Here is a 17,808-nt window from a genome sequence, read left to right as displayed (position 1 = left end):
CGCCGCGTTTGGCGCGGCGGCCTGTTACTCGCTGCTGCGGGTCGCGGTGACTGAGACTGCGACTTCGACTCCAAACCCCACACTGGCTTCGTCCGGGTAGCTCGGCCCCATCCCGAAATCACGGCGGTCGAGAGAGAGGCTGCCGGTCGCGGTGGCCGTGTCGCCCTCTATTAGCAACGTGAAGGGCAGGCGGGCAGGGACCTCTTGGCCCACCAATGTGAGCATGCCATCGACGACATAACCGTCCTCCGCGGCCAGGATCGGGCCCGCGAATTGCGCGGTTGGAAACGCCTCGGCGTTGAAAAACTCCGCCTCAAGCGCTTGTGGGGTGACGCCGCCGAGGCTGAGCGAGGGAATAGCGATGATCACTTCAACCGCGCCATGTACGCCATCGCTGGCTGTTTCGCTAAAGTCGATCTGGGCGGTCCAATCGGCAAATTGGCCGGTGACCGCACTGCCAAGCTGCTGAACTGTGATCTCCAGCGCGCGATCGGTGACCTGCCACTCCGATTGCACCTCGGCCAAGGCGGGGCCAGTGGCCTCATGATCCGATTGCAGGCCGAGCGCTGTGCCACCGGCGAGCGCCAATGCCCAGATGGTCGCGGCCAGGCCGAAGGCGCGGCGCGATTCTGTTGCGGGCGAGTCCGGCAAATCGGCTGGAAGGTCTGGACGGCCCCGCAACATCCGCGCGAGCGTGGCGTCGCGATCCACATAATGGTGTTTTAGAGCGCCCGCGATGTGGAGAAAAATGGCGAGGGCCAAGAGCTTGGTGAAAAGCCAATGCCAGGCGGTAAAGAATTTCGCGACCGACTCGGATTGCGGCACGAAAGGCAAGGTCTGGCCAAAGGGCCACCAGATCGGCGCGAAGCCGGTTGTCGCGGCATGATGGAGCCAACCCGAGAGCGGCACGATCACCAAGCTGACATAGAGCACCCAGTGTGTCGCTTCGGCCAATATTGCTTCAACGCCGTGTCCGGCATTCAGAAGCCTGGGGCGCGGTTGGACGATGGCCCAAAGGATCCGCAAAAGCGCCACGAAGAAGGCTGTCACCCCGATGGTTTTGTGCAAAGAGAAGAGCGTGGCTTTCACGGCCAGTTCTTCCGAGGTGTCATAGGGCAGCCAGTTGGCAATCAGACCAAGTGGCAGGGCCGTCAGTATCAAGAGCGCCGTTAGCCAGTGGAAAAGCTTGGCGACCGAACCGAATTGGCGCTCGGAATTGGTCCAATGCGTCGTCTCTGAGGCCGTCATGGTTGCCGTCCTTTGCCGCCGTCCATAGGCTGAGAGATAGCGGTTAACTGAGACGGTGCAACGCACAGCGGTTGTTCGCAATTGCGAAGCGTGGGCCCATGGGGTAGCCCGTTGAGCCAGATACAAGATATTGAGGAACGTCTGATGACCCGAGCTTTTATCTTCCCCGGACAGGGCGCACAGACCATCGGTATGGGGCGCGATCTGGCCGAAGCTTATCCCGGTGCCAAAGCCGTTTTTGACGAGGTTGATGAGGCCTTGGGCGAAAAGCTGAGTACGCTGATCTGGGAGGGCGAGATCGACGAGTTGACGCTCACCCGGAATGCGCAACCGGCTTTGATGGCAACCTCGATGGCGACAATGGCGGCGTTGAACGCCGAAGGGGTCGAGGTGACAGCGGCGGCTTTTGTCGCTGGGCACTCTTTGGGAGAATACTCGGCGCTCTGCGCGGCAGGATCGCTGAGCTTGGCGGATACCGCGCGGCTTTTGCGGCGGCGCGGCGAGGCGATGCAGGCGGCGGTTCCCGCAGGCGAGGGCGCGATGGCCGCGCTTTTGGGATTGGATTTCGAGGCAGCGACGGCGGTGGCCGCCGATGCGGCCGAAGCGGAGGTGTGCCAAGCCGCAAATGACAATGACCCAAGCCAAGTGGTTGTGTCCGGTCATCGCGCAGCGGTCGAGCGGGCGGTGGAGCTGGCCAAGGCGCGCGGCGCGAAACGGGCGGTGATGTTGCCGGTGAGCGCGCCCTTTCATTGCAGCCTGATGCAACCAGCGGCGGAGGTTATGGCCGAGGCCCTCAGCCAAGTGGAGGTGTCGGACCCGGTCGTGCCGCTTGTGGGCAATGTGGTGGCCCAAGCGGAAAGGGCAAACACGTCAATCCGGGAGAACCTGGTCACGCAGGTGACCGGCTCGGTGCGCTGGCGTGAAAGCGTGCTTTGGATGGCGGCAAACGGGGTGACCGAGACTTGGGAGATCGGCGCGGGCAAAGCGCTGTCGGGGATGGTGCGGCGGATCGATCGCAATATCGCGATCCGGCCCGTCGGCACGCCCGATGACGTGAAAGCCGCCGTGGAGAGCCTCAATGCTTAAACGCGCTCTGATTTGGGGGGGCGCGATCGCTGCGGTGGTTGTGGCAACGGCGGGGTTGATGATTTTCGCAACCGCAGGCGCCACGGTTTTCCGCGTTGAGGGCAACCGGCTCTATATGTCCGGCCCGATGACCGGGGCGAGCCCCGAGCGGTTTGAGATGTTGGTGGAGCAGCATCCGGGTCTGACCACGGTTGTGTTCGGCGATATGGCGGATGTGGCCGATATCACGGCTCTAATCCAGAACGGCTATCGCATTCGCGGCTTGGGCCTGGTGACGGAAGTGACGCCAGGCGCGCGGATCGAGGGGGATGCTGTTTGGCTGATCCTTGGCGGTGTCGAGCGGCAAATTGGCGACCGCGCCGAGATCGTTCTGCGGGATTGGGGCGGTGCCGCGCTGGACAGGGAGGCCGCGGCCCATGAAGAGCGGCGGCGCTATGTGGCCGATATGTTGGGCGACGACGCGTTCTATTGGCGGAGCTTGGACGGGGCCGCGAGCGGTCATGTGATGACAGGCCTTGAGATTGAAGACTTTGGGCTGGCCACGGATGGCTGAGGCCCACGACAGGAGTGAGATATGGCAGATTTGACAGGCAAATGCGCGTTGGTAACGGGTGCCTCGGGCGGGATCGGCGCGGATATCGCGCGGGCGTTGCATGGGGCCGGCGCGACGGTGGGTTTAAGCGGGACGCGGGTCGAGCCGCTAGAGGCGCTTGCGGCAAACCTTGGGGAACGCGCCTATGTGTTGCCCTGCAACCTGAGCGATGCGGAGGCTGTCGAGGCGCTGCCGAAACAAGCCGTCGAGGCGATGGGCTCGGTCGACATTCTGGTCAACAATGCCGGGATCACGCGGGACAATCTGTTCATGCGGATGTCGGATGAAGAATGGGCCTCTGTGCTGGAGGTCAACCTGACTTCGACGATGCGGCTCTGCCGCGGCGTGCTCCGGGGCATGATGAAGGCACGTTGGGGCCGGATCGTGAATATCAGCTCCGTCGTGGGTGCGACTGGCAACCCGGGGCAGGGGAATTACGCTGCGTCGAAGGCGGGCATGATCGGCATGTCGAAATCGCTGGCCTATGAGGTTGCGTCGCGGGGGATCACCGTGAATGCGGTGGCACCCGGTTTCATCGAGACGGCGATGACCGACAAGCTGACCGAGGATCAGAAGGGCAAGATCCTGGCGCAAATCCCGGCGGGCCGGATGGGCGCACCGGGTGAGATCGCCGCCGCGGTGCTTTATCTGGCGAGCCCCGAGGCGGGGTATGTCACCGGAACAACCCTGCATGTGAATGGCGGGATGGCGATGCTCTGATCCTGCATCGCGCCAGCAGCGGTTGAGCTTGCTGCTGGCGCGGTATGGGCATGAAAGCCGCCAGCTGCAGCCGCCATTCTTTCAGATAGCAGAGACAAAACGGCGCTCTCACACTCTCGCAATGCGGTGAAGATGTAAGAGTGCCGAACGCCATCAACCGCGATCAGTCCGCATCGCCAAAGTAAACGAAGCTCATCTTGTTGCCATCAAGATCACGGACATAGGCTCCGTAGAAATCAGGCCCATATTGCGGACGCGGCCCCGGTTCCCCTTCATTGGTGCCACCAGCAGAGAGTGCCGCTGCGTGGGCCGCTTGCACTTCGGCCTCATTCTCGCATCGCAGGCCGACCATATTTCCATTACCTGGCGTTGCCGCTTCCTTGTTAAACGGCGGCGTCACCCAAATCCGCCCGCCGCCCCGTAGACGATAGCAAAAACCATGGGGCATGAATTCCATGGCCACAGTTCCCCCAATGAGGGGCAAGACAGCATCAAAGTAAGCTCTGGCCTTTGCTACATCATTGGACCCGATCATCACATAATTCAGGGACATTTTAAGCCTCATTTAAAATAGAACATATGCGGAACACATGACATCCCATCGTCTAGAGCACAACCCATGATATACCCGGTGTGATCTCGATTTTGCGCCCAAAAATTATGCTTCCCTACGTCTCTTGATGGCATAACCGAACGCGTCAGAGCAGTTTAAAATACGCTGTCTGTAAGGCGGAAGTGAGCGCCCGCGCTCTGCCCAAGGACAGGTGCCGACAGTCATTGGTCGCGCAGCCTAAAGTGAAGTGCTCTCAAGGCGGTTCTGGATATTTGGACCTCGGTACCCCATGTTTGGCATCTGACAGCGGGGCGGGTGCCCGAGGCGGGTCGCGGTATCGCGGAGCGGCTCGGGTTTCTAAAGCGCCGTATTGCAGGGGAAAGAGGTTGATAACCGCCCGAGGAGGGGATTGAAAAACCAAGACCTGCATAGTTGCCTTCGCGTCGGAGTGTGCTATAGGCGGCGCAGATTTGCCGGGGGGCGGGAACGCCTGACGGATGGGGCCGGGAAACCGGGCCAGAAACCGCCAGATGGCGAAACGAAATGCGGCGGGGCATGTGCCTGCCCGTAACGGATGAGGAAAGATTATGAGCGACATCGCAGATCGCGTGAAGAAAATCGTCGTCGAGCACCTGAGTGTGGAAGAGGGTAAAGTGACCGAGAATGCGTCGTTCATCGACGATCTGGGCGCAGATTCGCTCGACACCGTTGAGTTGGTGATGGCGTTTGAAGAAGAGTTCGGTATCGAGATCCCCGATGATGCGGCGGAAACGATCCAGACTTTCGGCGATGCGGTGAAATTCATCAAAGAAGCTCAGTAATCTGTTCCGGCCCTCTGGGGCATAACAGTTTTTGTGAACAGCGCGCCCACCAGGTGCGCTGTTTTCATTTGTGCGGGGTCAGAATTTCGCGGTGTCATCTTAACTGTTGAGAGTATATCTTCGCCGCGCTCGGCAATCGACCCGTGCCCAAAGGCGCGGCGCGCATTCTGTTTCAGAAGCAAGTGTTGCGCACAGCGATTAAGACCGCTTGGAGGGCGTCAGCCGTTGAATAGGATGCCGGACGGTGTTGGAGCGGTCCTTGCCAAGCGTATCGTAGGTATTTGTATTGAAACACTATCTCTGAACCGCAGGAGTGTGGCAGCCGCTGACGCTATGAGCACGGGATGGAGGTGTGGGGCTTTGGTTTGGCGTGTTCTGATCCGTCGCATCTTGCCGGGTTACGGGTCGTCGCGCGCGAGGGATTGCGCCTGGGTCCGCTGACACGGTATCAGGTGGCGGATTGCGCTAAAGAAAGAGGGGCAGATCATGCGTCGAGTGGTTGTCACGGGGCTGGGGCTGGTTACGCCATTGGCATGTGGAGTGGAAGAAAGCTGGTCACGGCTTTTGGATGGGCAGTCGGGCGCGGGTTCGATCACCAAATTCGACACCACCGGATTTGCCACCACCTATGCTTGCGAAGTGCCGCGCGGCGATGGCACGGACGGGACCTTCAACCCTGACGATTGGATGGAGCCAAAAGAGCAGCGCAAGGTCGATGAGTTTATCCTCTACGGCATGGCCGCCGCAGATCAGGCGGTGAAGGATGCCGGTTGGACGCCGGAAAATCGGGAGAGCCTGGAACGCACGGGCGTGATGATTGGCTCTGGCATCGGCGGTTTGAATTCCATCGCCGACACCTCGATCACGTTGAACGAGCGTGGGCCGCGGCGCGTGTCGCCCTTCTTTGTGCCGGGTGCGTTGATCAATCTGGTCTCTGGCCAGGTCAGCATTCGCTATGGCTTCAAAGGGCCGAACCATGCGGTGGTGACGGCTTGTTCCACAGGTGCCCACGCCATCGGCGATGCGGCGCGGCTGATCATGCTGGATGATGCTGATCTGATGATCGCAGGCGGCGCGGAAAGCCCGATTGGGGCGATTGGCGTGGCCGGGTTCAACGCTTGTAAGGCGCTCAGCACCAAGCGCGGCGAGGAGCCGGAGAAGGCCAGCCGCCCTTGGGATGCCGATAGCGACGGGTTTGTGATGGGCGAGGGCGCAGGCGTTGTCGTGCTGGAAGAATATGAGCACGCAGTGGCGCGTGGCGCGACGATTTACGCCGAGATTCTTGGCTATGGCCTGTCGGGCGACGCGCATCACATCACCGCGCCGCCGCCGGATCATGAAGGCGCGGAGCGGGCCATGCGGGCGGCGCTGAAACGCGCCGGACTGGAGCCGTCTGCCGTGGATTACGTGAACGCCCATGGCACCTCGACCATGGCAGACACAATCGAGTTGGGCGCTGTGGAGCGGCTGATGGGGGATCATGCGGGCGATCTGCTGATGTCGTCGACGAAGTCCGCGACGGGGCATTTGCTCGGTGCGGCAGGCGCGATTGAGGCGATTTTCGCGATCTTGGCGCTGCGCGATCAGGTGGCGCCGCCGACGATCAATCTGGACAATCCAGCCGCCGAGACAGCGATCAACCTCTGCGCCAACACCAAGGTGGAAGGCGAGATCAACGTCGTGCAATCTAATTCCTTCGGCTTTGGCGGGACCAATGCCTGCCTGATTATGGGGAAAGTCTGATCACATGTGGAAACACATCGCCGCGAACGGGCTGAGCTTTCTGATTGTGGCGTTTATCGCCTTTGCGGGGGCGATTGGCTGGGGGCAGCGGGAGTTTACGACTGAAGGTCCGCTCGAGCAGGCGATTTTCTTCGAAGTCGAACGCGGCGCGAGTTTGCGGGCCGTTTCGGAGGGATTGGCCGAGGACGGCGCGATTTCAAGCGCGATGATCTTCCGGCTGGGCGCGGATTATACGGGCCAGGCAGGCGAGTTGCGGTTCGGCAATTACGAGATTCCGGCTGGTGCGTCGATGGTCGATATCCTGGAGATTGTGACCTCTGGCGGGGCCTCGACCTTCCGTTACACCGCGACATTCGTGTTGCGCAATCAGGGCACCGGCGAGATCCGGCTGCGCGAGCGGGTGCCGGGGACGGGCGAGATCGTGGAACTCGCAACCTTCGCTTATGAAGAAGAGGTGCCGGAGATCTATCGCGAGCTGACCGGGAGCGATGCGCGGGTGGTCTATCGTGTCTCAGTGCCCGAGGGGCTGACCAGTTGGCAGATTGTCGAGGGGCTGAACCAGGCGGAGTTTTTGAGCGGCGAGGTGCCGGAGCTGCCCGATGAGGGGACGTTGGCGCCGGACACCTATGAGGTGACGCGCGGGGCGGATCGGCAGGAGTTGCTGGATCAGATGGTCGCCACGCAGCAGGAGATTTTGGCTGCGGCCTGGGCTGGGCGGGCGGATGACGTGCCGCTGGACAGCGCGCAGGAGGCGCTGATCCTGGCGTCGATCATTGAGAAAGAGACCTCGGTGCCCGATGAGCGGGGGGCGGTGGCGTCGGTTTTTGAGAATCGTTTGAATCGCGGGATGCGGCTGCAGACCGACCCGACGGTGATTTATGGCGTGACGAATGGGCGGGGTGTCTTGGGCCGCGGCATTCGGCAGAGCGAGCTGCGCGATGATAATCCGTGGAACACCTATGTGATCGATGGGCTGCCCGTGACGCCGATTGCGAACCCGGGGCGGGCGGCGATTGAGGCGGCGGTGAACCCCGATGCGACAGATTACATCTTCTTCGTTGCTGACGGGACCGGTGGGCATGCCTTTGCCGAAACCCTTGATGAGCATAACCGAAATGTCGCGCGCTGGCGCCAGATTGAGGCGGAACGGGACGCGGCGGCGACAGAGTAAGCGTTCTAGGCCGGGCGAGGGGCCAGCCCCTCGCGCTCCCCGGGATATTTGTGAAGCAGAGAAGGCGAGGTTAACAGAGTGTGAGTGCGTACGCACCTCGTTAACCCTTTGGAAATACAAAACTTATTGACTATGCGAGCGGTCTCTGGCATCACTTGTGAGATGCTGGAAGAAGTGGGTAAGCGGCCCGGGAGGTAATCCCCGTGGTCGCTTTTTCGTTTCTGCTCGTGCGGGGTTTCAAGCACGGGGATTTTTAAACATGTCAGCTATTACTCACGAAACACCGGCTTCGGAAACGGAGCGGGAGGCGGCGGCGCGGGCGGAACGGGTCGTGTCGCAGGCGATGAAGGCCTTTGAAGTGACGCTGGAGGCTCTGGAAGCGGCGGTGGATGCGTTGCGGACCGAGGCAGCGACGGGCGAACAGGCGGTCTCGAAAGACCTGAAGGCGATGAATGCCGCCTTCCTGTTCGCTCTTCAAATGGAGGAGAAGGCGCGTGCAGCAGGAGACAAACATGGAGCCGGGTTAGGCACCGGACAGCTCGACCTCGACGCCGCACGAGCCGAGATCGACCTCCGCCTGGCTTGCCTCAGAGCCGCCCGAAGTGGTGGAGGCGTTCCTGGCAGGGCTGAGTGATGAGGCCTTGGCGGCCTTACCCTATATCTTCGATATCTGGGCTTTGCCGCATCAGGTGCCGCCGGAGGGAGATTGGCGGACTTGGGTGATCTTGGGTGGTCGTGGCGCGGGGAAGACCCGCGCCGGGGCCGAATGGGTCAGATCGATGGTTGAAGGTTGAACGCCGGGAGTGCCGGGACGGGCACGCCGCGTGGCCTTGATCGGCGAGACCTATGACCAGGCCTTGGCGGTAATGGTCAAAGGGGAGAGCGGGATATTGGCCTGCTCTCCACCTGATCGCCGCCCGCGATGGGTGTCGGGCGAGCGGATGTTGGTCTGGCCGAACGGGGCGGAGGCGCGGCTTTACTCGGCGCATGACCCGGAAGCGCTGCGCGGGCCGCAATTTGATGCGGCCTGGGTGGATGAAATCGGCTGTGGCGCGGTCGATAAGGGCACCAATCAGCCGAACAAGTTCCTGGATCCGAAGAGTTCGGAAAGCACGTTGCCCCATTTTTCTAACGGGCGGCGCGATGATCTGATCCAGGCGCAATACTTGCGCGCGACTATGGCCTATTGGACCAACCCGGCGAACAACCCGACGTCCGACCAATATGATGGCCCGATGATCGACGTATCCAAGGCGCATGTCTGGGCGTGGGATGCGCGACCCTGGCCGGCATTTCCAAATGATCTGGCCCAGTGGAGCGATGGGGCGAACCATGGGCGCGGGCATTGGATAACCGGACGCTCTGCCGGGCAGCCACTTGCGATGGTGGTGGCCGAGATTTGCGAGAGCAGTGGGGTGACCGACTATGACGTCTCGCGCCTGTTTGGATTTGTGCGGGGTCATGTGTCGTCAGATGTGGAGACGCCCCGGGCGCGGTTGCAGCCCTTGATGCTGGCCTATGGGTTCGGTGCCGTGGAGCGGGATGGGAAATTGGTGTTCCAACACCTTCCGGACCTGCCAGGCGCCGAGATCGCGGAGAGGGATACCGCCGCCGATGAGGATGGCGCGGCGGGCATGCGTTTGACCCGCGCGTCTGAGGCGGAGACGGTTGGTCGGGTGCGGGTTGGGTTTACCGAGGCTGATGGCGCATTTGAATCCCGGGTGGCCGAAGCGATCTTCCCGGATGACGCAGATATCGGCGTGAGCCAGAGCGAGTTGCCATTGGCGTTGACCCAGGCAGAAGCGCGCGGGATTGCGGAGCGGTGGCTGTCGGAGGCTCGGGTTGCGCGCGACACGGTGGCGTTTGATTTGCCGCCGTCGCAGCGCGCGCTGGGCGCTGGCAACATGGTGGCGCTGGAGGATGGATCGACCTGGCGGATCGACCGCGTGGAAGATGTGGGCGCGCGCCGGGTTGAAGCCGTGCGGGTGGAGCCAAGCCTTTCGGAGGCATCGGATGCGACCGATGCGCCGGTGGAACTGCAGGCCTTCGTGCCGCCCTTGCCAGTGCAACCGATGTTTATGGATTTGCCACTTCTGACGGGCGATGAGGTGGCGCATGCCCCGCATCTGGCGGTGGCCGCCCGACCCTGGCCTGGGCAAGTGGCGGTGTATTCGTCAAGCACCAATAGTGGGTACAAGCTCAACCGACTGATCCAAGTTGGATCGGTCATTGGACAGCTGAAGACCCCCCTTCTTGCCGCCAAGCCAGGTCTTTGGGACCGCGCCACGCCAGTGCGGATCACGACTGGATCGAGTGGCGCTCTGTCTTCGACGGATCTTCCGGGCGTTTTGAACGGGGGCAATGTGGCGGCGATTGGTGCTGGAGACAGCGGCCCGTGGGAGATCATCCAGTTTGCCAATGCCGAGATGGCGGCTCCGAACGAATGGGCGCTCTCGATGTTGTTGCGGGGTCAGGCGGGAACCGATGGCGTAATGCCGGATGTTTGGCCAGCGGGCAGCTTCTTTGTCTTGTTGGATGGACGGCCCGAGCAGATCGAATTGCCCAGTTCGGCCCGAGGTTTGGAGCGGTACTACCGTGTTGGCCCGGCGCAGCGGTCGCTGAGCGACGAGAGCTATCAAGAGCGCGTTTTGGCCTTTGATGGGGTCGGGTTGCGGCCCTATGCCCCGGCGCATGTCAGGGCCCGGCGGAGTGGCGCCGACTTAGAGGTCAGTTGGATCAGGCGAACCCGGATTGATGGCGACAGCTGGCAGGGTGCGGAGGTGCCGCTTGGCGAAGATATCGAGGCCTATCTGATCCGCGTCTCGGACGCTGACGGGCTGAAGCGGGAGGTGACGGTGAGCACGCCGAATTGGACCTACAGCACCGCCGAACGCACCAGCGATGGCACGACACCACCCTTTGACATTCAAGTCGCGCAAGTGTCCGGCCGCTTCGGCCCGGGCCCCTTCACAAGGATCATGATAGATGACTAACACACCACAACTGAACTTACCGTTGTTGAGCCCGTCTCAAGCACAAAAACATGTCACCGTGAACGAAGCCTTGAGCCGGTTGGACGGGATGGTGCAACTGCGCTTGATCTCTGTCACGCAGAGCACGCCGCCGGTTCTTGCGGAGGACGGCGATTGTTATGGCGTGCCGATTGGGGCCACCGACGCATGGTCCGGTCAGGTCGGTGAGATCGCAATCTATGTCAACAATGGCTGGGATTTCATCTCACCTCAGCAAGGATTCCGCGCCGTGATTTTGGATCAGGGCGTGTTGGCGATGCATGATGGCGACAGTTGGCGCGACGGCGCGGTGACGCTGACGCAGAATGGCGCTGGGATGGCGTTGCGCTCGGTTGAGATCGATGTGCCGATCATCGCTGGGCCGACCGTCACCACGCCGGTGATTTTTCCAGAACGGTCGATTGTCTTTGGCGTCACGGGGCTTGTCACGCAGGCGCTTGGCGGAGCCACGACCTGGCGCTTGGGCGTCGCATGCGATGCGCAGCGTTATGGTTCGGGCCTTGGCGTGGCGCAGAATTCTTTTGTGTCTGGCCCGTCGACGCCGACGGTCTATTGGACGCCGACCGAGTTGCTGATCAGCGCGGATGGGCCGGATTTCACGGGCGGAACGGTGCGCTTGGCGGCCCATTACGCGATGCTGTCTTTGCCCAATTGGGTTTGATGATGGGGCCCATCACGGTTTCTTTCTTGGGCTTGCCTTCCTATCTGGTATAAAGGATCGGCAGAGCCTTGAAGGAGACCGCCATGGCGGAGCGTCAGTCACATATCGCGGAGATCGACCCAGTCTGGACCCGGATTACTGCCGAGGCGCGTGAAGCCGTGCAGGCGGAGCCGCTCTTGGGCGGGCTGGTGCATGGCACCGTCCTTCATCACGGAACATTGGAGAAAGCGCTGGCCTATCGGGTGGCGCAAAAACTGGCCTCCGGCGATATGTCGGAACAGATCTTGCGCGAGATCGCGGATGAGGCCTTTGCCGCCGATCCAATGCTTGGGGTCGCGGCGCGCGCGGACATCGTTGCGGTTTATGAACGCGACCCGGCGTGCCATCGGTTCTTGCAGCCTTTGCTTTATTTCAAGGGCTTCCAGGCAATCCAAGCCTATCGCATCGGCCATTGGCTATGGCGCGAAGGGCGGAAGGATTTCGCCTATTTCATCCAGATGCGGGTGAGCGAAGCCTTCGGGATCGATATCCACCCGGCGGCGCGGATCGGGCAGGGGATCATGATCGACCACGCCCATTCCATCGTCATCGGTGAGACCGCGGTGGTCGGCGACAATGTCTCGATGCTGCATTCGGTGACGTTGGGCGGGACGGGCAAAGAAGAAGAGGACCGGCATCCGAAGATCGGCGATGGTGTTCTGATCGGGGCGGGCGCGAAAGTGCTGGGCAACATCCATGTGGGCAATTGCTCTCGCGTCGCGGCGGGATCGGTCGTGTTGGAAGATGTTCCCGCCTGCAAAACGGTTGCTGGCGTGCCCGCGAAAATCGTCGGCGAGGCCGGGTGTGATCAGCCGTCAATGTCGATGGATCACTTGCTGCCATGTGGCGGACCATCGGATTAAAGGCGCCGCATAATATATTGATGATAAAAGAAAAGAGGCACTAGATAAGTGCCGCTTTTTGTGTTTAGCCAGCCGCGCGGGCCTGCCGTTTGCGCTCATGGGGGTCGAGGAAACGTTTGCGAAGGCGGATCGCGTTGGGCGTGACTTCGACCAACTCGTCATCGTCGATATAGGCGATGGCTTGTTCCAGCGACATGGTGACCGGCGTGGTCAGGCGCACGGCCTCATCCGACCCTGAGGCGCGCACATTGGTCAGTTTCTTGCCTTTGAGCGGGTTCACTTCCAGATCATTGTCGCGGGAATGCTCGCCGATGATCATACCGGTGTAGATCGCCTCCTGCGCGCCGATGAACATTTTGCCGCGCTCTTCGAGGTTCCAAAGCGCGTAGGCGACGCTCACCCCGTTTTCCATAGAAATCAGAACCCCCGCGCGCCGACCCGGAATTGGGCCTTTATACGGCTCCCAGGCGTGGAACACGCGGTTGAGCACCCCCGTGCCGCGCGTATCGGTCAGGAACTCGCCGTGATAGCCGATCAGGCCGCGCGAAGGGACCTGCGCCACGATGCGGGTCTTGCCAGCGCCGGCCGGTTTCATCTCGGAAAGCTCGCCCTTGCGCGGGCCGGTGAGCTTCTCGATCACCGCGCCGGTATATTCGTCATCCACATCGATGGTGACTTCTTCGACCGGCTCCACACGCTGACCATCCTCTTCGCGGAACAGCACCTGCGGGCGGGAGATTGAGAGCTCGAACCCCTCGCGGCGCATGTTTTCGATCAACACGCCCATCTGCAATTCGCCCCGGCCTGCCACTTCGAAAGCCTCGCCGCCCGGCGTGTCGGTGATACGGATCGCGACATTGGATTCCGCCTCTTTCATCAGGCGCTCGCGGATGACGCGGGATTGGACCTTTTTGCCGTCCTTACCTGCCAGCGGGCTGTCATTGATGCCGAAGGTGACGGTGATCGTGGGCGGATCGATGGGTTGCGCAGGGATCGCGTCAGTGACGGAGAGGTCGCAGATCGTGTCGGCCACCGTGGCTTTCGACATGCCCGCAAGGCTGACGATATCGCCCGCTTCGGCCAGGTCGATCGGCTGCTGCGCCAGGCCGCGGAAGGCGAGAATCTTGGTGACGCGGAACTGCTCGACCTTCTCGCCATCGCGGCTGAGCGCTTTGACGGTTTCGCCGGTCTTCAACGTGCCGCTTTCAACGCGACCGGTGAGGATACGCCCGATGAACGGGTCGGAGCCGAGCGTGGTGGCCAGCATCCGGAAGGGTTCTTCGGCCTGATCGACCTGTTTCGGCGCGGGGACATGATCCACCACCAGATCGAAGAGCGCGGAGAGGTCCTTGCGCGGGCCTTCCAGGCTGTCATCGGCCCAACCGGACCGGCCCGAGGCGTAGAGATGCGGGAAATCGAGTTGGTCGTCATCGGCGCCAAGATTGGCGAAGAGGTCGAAACACTCGTCCAGCGCCCGGTCCGGTTCGGCATCGGGTTTGTCGACCTTGTTCAAGACCACGATCGGGCGGAGGCCAAGCGCCAGCGCCTTGGAGGTCACGAATTTCGTCTGCGGCATCGGACCCTCTGCCGCATCGACGAGCAGCACAACCCCATCCACCATTGAGAGAATGCGTTCCACCTCGCCGCCGAAATCGGCGTGACCGGGCGTGTCGACGATATTGATCCGGGTGCCATTCCATTCGACCGAGGTCGCCTTGGCCAGGATCGTGATCCCGCGTTCGCGTTCCAGGTCGTTGCTATCCATCGCGCGTTCGGCCACGGCTTGGTTGTCGCGGAACGCGCCGGATTGTTTGAGCAGCTCGTCGACAAGCGTTGTTTTGCCATGATCGACATGCGCGATGATCGCGATATTGCGGAGGTCCATGAGAGGCGGCCTTGGGTCAAAGAAGGAGTTGAGAGGGGCGTTACAATGACGCGGGCGCAAAGGCTAGCGGAAAACGCGCCCCGCCGGTTTCATCAAGGAAACCGTGTGAATTTCGTAAGAATATCGGGTTTTCGCGTCAGTCTTTCCGGCGAAGACGGATCACCACGTCGACTTTAGCGATCTCATGGCCTTCCGGCGGCGCGGGGAGCGAGGTGATTTTCAACTCAGCCGCGGGCGCATCCGTCAGCTTCGCCTCATCTTCCCAATAGAAATGCGGGTGGTCATCCATCCGCGTGTCGAAATAGGATCGCGAGCCATCAACGGTTACTTCTTGCATCAGCCCTGCGTCGCAGAAGGCCTTCAGCGTGTTATAGACCGTCGCAAGGGAGACTTTGTCGCCGGTGCCAAGCACCGCTGCGTGCAATCCTTCAGCCGTCACATGGCGATCTTGACCGTCGCCAACCAAGAGCGTCGCCAAAGACAGGCGCTGGCGCGTCGGCCGCAAATCGGCCTGTGCAAGCCATTTTGTGCCGCGTTCAAGGGCTTCTGGTGTCATCAGCGGGGGCTTTCCTTGCGTTTCCACCCTTATATAGAGTGCTTGGGGCCCATTTTTCAAACGGATTCGCGCGATTGCTTCGCAACTGCGGCATCTCGAGCCACCCTTGCCAGCTTTGCACCCTGAATGATAGGGACGTGGGCGTAAACGCATCTGAGAATGCTAGATATAGGGGTGGGCAGGGACATATGGCAGATTATCCAACGAGCTTCGACAAAGAAGGGCTGCTGAAATGCGCGCGCGGTGAGCTGTTTGGCCCCGGAAATGCGCAACTGCCAGAGCCGCCGATGCTGATGATGGATCGGATCACCGATATCTCGGGCGATGGCGGGGAACACGGCAAAGGCCATGTGGTCGCTGAGTTCGATATCACGCCGGATCTGTGGTTTTTCGAGTGCCATTTCCCGGGAAATCCAATCATGCCGGGCTGTCTCGGGCTTGATGGGCTCTGGCAGCTCACCGGCTTCAACCTGGGCTGGCGCGGCTGGCAGGGGCGCGGCTATGCGCTTGGGGTTGGCGAAGTTCGGCTGACCGGGATGGTGCGACCCGACCGAAAGATGCTGACCTATTATGTTGATTTCACCAAAGCGATCCAAACGCGCCGGTTGACCATGGGTGTGGCCGATGGCCGGGTCGAAGCCGATGGCGAAGTGATTTATCAGGTCAAAGACATGCGAGTCGCGTTGTCGGAAAGCTGAGATTTGCCAAGGAGGGTGCCGGGATGCGCCGAGTGGTTGTTACAGGGTTGGGCATTGTCTCACCCATTGGGAACTCCGCCGCTGAGGTCACTGCGGCCCTGAAGGCGGGTACGTCGGGGATCGAAGGGGTCCCTGACATGATCGAACATGGCTTCCGCAGCCAGATCGCCGGGACGGTGAAGATCGACCCGTCGGAACATATCGACAAGCGCACATTGCGGTTTATGGGGCCTGGGGCGGCTTATGCCTATATTGCGATGCAACAGGCGATCGCAGATGCCGGGCTCGACGAGGGCGAGGTCAGCAATCAGCGTTCGGGGTTGATTGCGGGCTCTGGCGGGCCATCGACGAGCGCGATGTTCGCCGCACATCAGAGCGTGCTGAAGACCGGCGCCACCAAGCGGATCGGGCCCTTTGCGGTGCCGAAATGCATGTCGTCGACGATCTCTGCCAATCTTTCGACGGCCTTCAAGATTAAGGGCATCAACTATTCGATAACCTCTGCCTGTTCTACCTCTTTGCATTGTATTGGGGTGGCGGCTGAACAGATTATGATGGGAAAGCAGGACGTTATGTTCGCGGGGGGTGCCGAGGAGCTGGATTGGACGCTCTCCTGCCTGTTCGACGCGATGGGCGCGATGTCTTCGAAATATAACGATACGCCCACCCGCGCGAGCCGGGCTTTCGATGCTGATCGCGACGGATTCGTCATTGGCGGCGGCGGCGCGATCTTGGTGCTGGAAGAGCTGGACCGCGCCGTGGCGCGCGGCGCAAAAATCTATGCTGAGGTCACCGGGTTCGCCGCGACATCGGACGGTCATGACATGGTGGCCCCCTCCGGCGAGGGGGGCGAACGGGCCATGCGATTGGCGCTCGACACGCTGCCCGAAGATCGCAAGGTCAGCTATATCAACGCGCATGGCACCTCGACCCCGGTCGGCGATGTGGGCGAGGTCGAAGCCGTGCGCCGGGTCTTCGGAGAGGGCGCGACGCCGCCGGTGTCCTCCACCAAATCCATGACCGGTCATGCTCAAGGCGCGGCCGGCGCATTGGAGGCCAGTTTCTGCCTTTTGATGTTGGAGAGCGATTTCATTGCCCCCTCGATCAACGTAGAGACGCTCGACCCAGGTCTTGCGCCGGAAGAGATCGCCACGGAGATGGTCGAAAATGCGGGGCTCGACACGGTGATGACCAACTCGTTTGGGTTTGGCGGCACCAACGGCTCAATGTTGCTGTCGAAATATAGCGGATAATAAAAAATGGCAGATTTGATGAGAGGCAAACGCGGGCTGGTCATGGGTGTGGCCAATGATCGCTCGATTGCATGGGGTATTGCCAAAGCGCTGCATGCCGAAGGGGCGGATCTGGCGTTTTCCTATCAGGGCGAGGCTTTTGGCAAGCGGGTGGAACCGCTGGCCGCGTCGCTCGGCTCGGACATTCTGATTGATGTGGATGTGACGGATGATGCGTCGCTTGATGCCTGTTTCGGGCGTTTGAAAGACGAATGGGGGCAGATTGACTTCGTCATCCATGCCATTGCGTTTTCAGATAAAACCGAACTCACTGGTAGGTTCATCAACACCACGCGGGAGAATTTCAAAACCTCGCTGACGATCTCCTGCTATTCGCTGATCGACATTGCCAAGCGCGCCTCTGAAATGATGCCCGAGGGGGGCACGATCCTGACCTTGACTTATCAGGGCTCAAACCGCGTCACGCCGTTTTACAATGTGATGGGTGTGGCCAAAGCCGCGCTGGAATCAGCCGTGCGATATCTGGCGAATGATCTTGGGCCAGATGGCATTCGGGTGAATGCGATTAGCCCGGGGCCGATGAAAACGCTTGCGGGGGCGGCCATTGGTGGCGCCCGAAAAACCTTCAAGGCCACCGAGGCCAACGCGCCCCTGCGCGCCAATGCGACCCTTGAGGCGATCGGCGGGACCGCTGTTTATCTAATCTCGGATTACGGCGCCTGCACCACAGGCGAGATCATCACAGTCGATGGTGGCTATCACGTGCTCGGCATGATGCAGCCGGAGAACCTTTGATCTTTTCCGACGAATGCAGGCGAGAAAAACGTGCCTTCTGACGCGGATTTTTCTCAGCAAAGCAAGCCTGTTTTGCTGACCCGTAAGCCTTT

General features: G+C 61.1%; 17 protein-coding genes and 1 pseudogene. 14 read left to right on the top strand and 4 right to left on the bottom strand.

The window, feature by feature from the left end:
- Positions 1–24: 24 nt before the first annotated feature.
- Positions 25–1,248, bottom strand: a complete 1,224-nt coding sequence (locus GTF44_RS11690) for a cytochrome b/b6 domain-containing protein (protein ID WP_171558961.1) — start codon at positions 1,246–1,248, stop codon at positions 25–27.
- 144 nt (positions 1,249–1,392) lie between these two features.
- On the opposite strand from GTF44_RS11690, the gene fabD reads away from it, so the two are divergent.
- From fabD to fabG, 3 genes are read left to right on the top strand one after another with little or no spacing between them, the layout of a single operon-like run.
- Positions 1,393–2,334 (top strand): ACP S-malonyltransferase, encoded by a 942-nt coding sequence (gene fabD, locus GTF44_RS11685; protein ID WP_171558964.1) that lies wholly within the window; start codon positions 1,393–1,395, stop codon positions 2,332–2,334.
- Positions 2,327–2,887: a hypothetical protein gene (locus GTF44_RS11680; RefSeq protein ID WP_171558967.1), complete on the top strand. Its 561-nt coding sequence runs from the start codon at positions 2,327–2,329 to the stop codon at positions 2,885–2,887. Before fabD ends, GTF44_RS11680 begins: the two co-directional genes overlap by 8 nt.
- Before the next feature lie 21 nt (positions 2,888–2,908).
- Complete coding sequence (gene fabG / locus GTF44_RS11675) at positions 2,909–3,646, top strand: 3-oxoacyl-[acyl-carrier-protein] reductase (RefSeq protein ID WP_171558970.1); 738 nt, start codon at positions 2,909–2,911, stop codon at positions 3,644–3,646.
- Between the two features lie 163 nt (positions 3,647–3,809).
- Here fabG and GTF44_RS11670 read toward each other — a convergent pair whose 3' ends face one another.
- Positions 3,810–4,199: a VOC family protein gene (locus tag GTF44_RS11670; RefSeq protein ID WP_145208146.1), complete on the bottom strand. Its 390-nt coding sequence runs from the start codon at positions 4,197–4,199 to the stop codon at positions 3,810–3,812.
- Between the two features lie 587 nt (positions 4,200–4,786).
- Between GTF44_RS11670 and GTF44_RS11665 the strand changes: the two genes are divergently transcribed.
- From GTF44_RS11665 to cysE, 8 genes and pseudogenes are all read left to right on the top strand, one after another.
- Positions 4,787–5,020: an acyl carrier protein gene (locus GTF44_RS11665; RefSeq protein ID WP_171558972.1), complete on the top strand. Its 234-nt coding sequence runs from the start codon at positions 4,787–4,789 to the stop codon at positions 5,018–5,020.
- A gap of 486 nt (positions 5,021–5,506) precedes the next feature.
- A complete protein-coding gene (gene fabF / locus GTF44_RS11660) occupies positions 5,507–6,763 on the top strand; it encodes a beta-ketoacyl-ACP synthase II (protein ID WP_171558975.1) in 1,257 nt (418 codons plus the stop codon).
- Positions 6,764–6,767: 4 nt separating this feature from the next.
- On the top strand, positions 6,768–7,934 hold the full coding sequence (gene mltG, locus GTF44_RS11655; protein ID WP_171558978.1) for an endolytic transglycosylase MltG: 1,167 nt from the start codon (positions 6,768–6,770) through the stop codon (positions 7,932–7,934).
- A gap of 259 nt (positions 7,935–8,193) precedes the next feature.
- Positions 8,194–8,568, top strand: a complete 375-nt coding sequence (locus tag GTF44_RS11650; protein ID WP_171558671.1) for a hypothetical protein — start codon at positions 8,194–8,196, stop codon at positions 8,566–8,568.
- Positions 8,537–9,220 (top strand): annotated as a pseudogene (locus GTF44_RS22420) (glycoside hydrolase TIM-barrel-like domain-containing protein); the annotation flags it as partial. The gene GTF44_RS11650 and the pseudogene GTF44_RS22420, both read left to right, overlap by 32 nt.
- 96 nt (positions 9,221–9,316) lie before the next feature.
- Entirely contained in the window at positions 9,317–10,927 is a 1,611-nt protein-coding gene (locus GTF44_RS11645; RefSeq protein WP_301270762.1) for a phage tail protein, read from the top strand.
- Positions 10,920–11,627, top strand: a complete 708-nt coding sequence (locus GTF44_RS11640; protein WP_171558981.1) for a DUF2793 domain-containing protein — start codon at positions 10,920–10,922, stop codon at positions 11,625–11,627. The genes GTF44_RS11645 and GTF44_RS11640 overlap by 8 nt, the downstream gene beginning before the upstream one ends.
- Before the next feature lie 83 nt (positions 11,628–11,710).
- The gene (cysE, locus tag GTF44_RS11635; protein ID WP_145208158.1) at positions 11,711–12,529 is read left to right on the top strand and encodes a serine O-acetyltransferase; all 819 of its coding nucleotides are present in this window, start codon (positions 11,711–11,713) and stop codon (positions 12,527–12,529) included.
- Between the two features lie 64 nt (positions 12,530–12,593).
- Here cysE and typA read toward each other — a convergent pair whose 3' ends face one another.
- Together typA and irrA are read right to left on the bottom strand one after the other, a co-directional pair.
- Positions 12,594–14,414: a translational GTPase TypA gene (typA, locus tag GTF44_RS11630; RefSeq protein WP_171558984.1), complete on the bottom strand. Its 1,821-nt coding sequence runs from the start codon at positions 14,412–14,414 to the stop codon at positions 12,594–12,596.
- 136 nt (positions 14,415–14,550) lie between these two features.
- Positions 14,551–14,970, bottom strand: coding sequence for an iron response transcriptional regulator IrrA (gene irrA / locus GTF44_RS11625; protein ID WP_145208162.1), 420 nt, complete (start codon positions 14,968–14,970; stop codon positions 14,551–14,553).
- A 188-nt stretch (positions 14,971–15,158) separates the two neighbouring features.
- Between irrA and fabA the strand changes: the two genes are divergently transcribed.
- From fabA to GTF44_RS11610, 3 genes are read left to right on the top strand one after another with little or no spacing between them, the layout of a single operon-like run.
- The gene (gene fabA / locus GTF44_RS11620) at positions 15,159–15,668 is read left to right on the top strand and encodes a bifunctional 3-hydroxydecanoyl-ACP dehydratase/trans-2-decenoyl-ACP isomerase (protein WP_145208164.1); all 510 of its coding nucleotides are present in this window, start codon (positions 15,159–15,161) and stop codon (positions 15,666–15,668) included.
- A 23-nt stretch (positions 15,669–15,691) separates the two neighbouring features.
- Positions 15,692–16,921, top strand: a complete 1,230-nt coding sequence (locus GTF44_RS11615; RefSeq protein WP_171558987.1) for a beta-ketoacyl-ACP synthase II — start codon at positions 15,692–15,694, stop codon at positions 16,919–16,921.
- 6 nt (positions 16,922–16,927) lie between these two features.
- Positions 16,928–17,716 (top strand): enoyl-ACP reductase, encoded by a 789-nt coding sequence (locus tag GTF44_RS11610; RefSeq protein WP_171558990.1) that lies wholly within the window; start codon positions 16,928–16,930, stop codon positions 17,714–17,716.
- Positions 17,717–17,808 lie beyond the last annotated feature (92 nt).

Origin of the sequence: Roseobacter sp. HKCCD6576-2 (assembly GCF_013179285.1) — a bacterium.
Lineage (GTDB): Bacteria > Pseudomonadota > Alphaproteobacteria > Rhodobacterales > Rhodobacteraceae > Rhodophyticola > Rhodophyticola oceani.
This window is presented reverse-complemented; position numbering and strand designations above follow the sequence as displayed.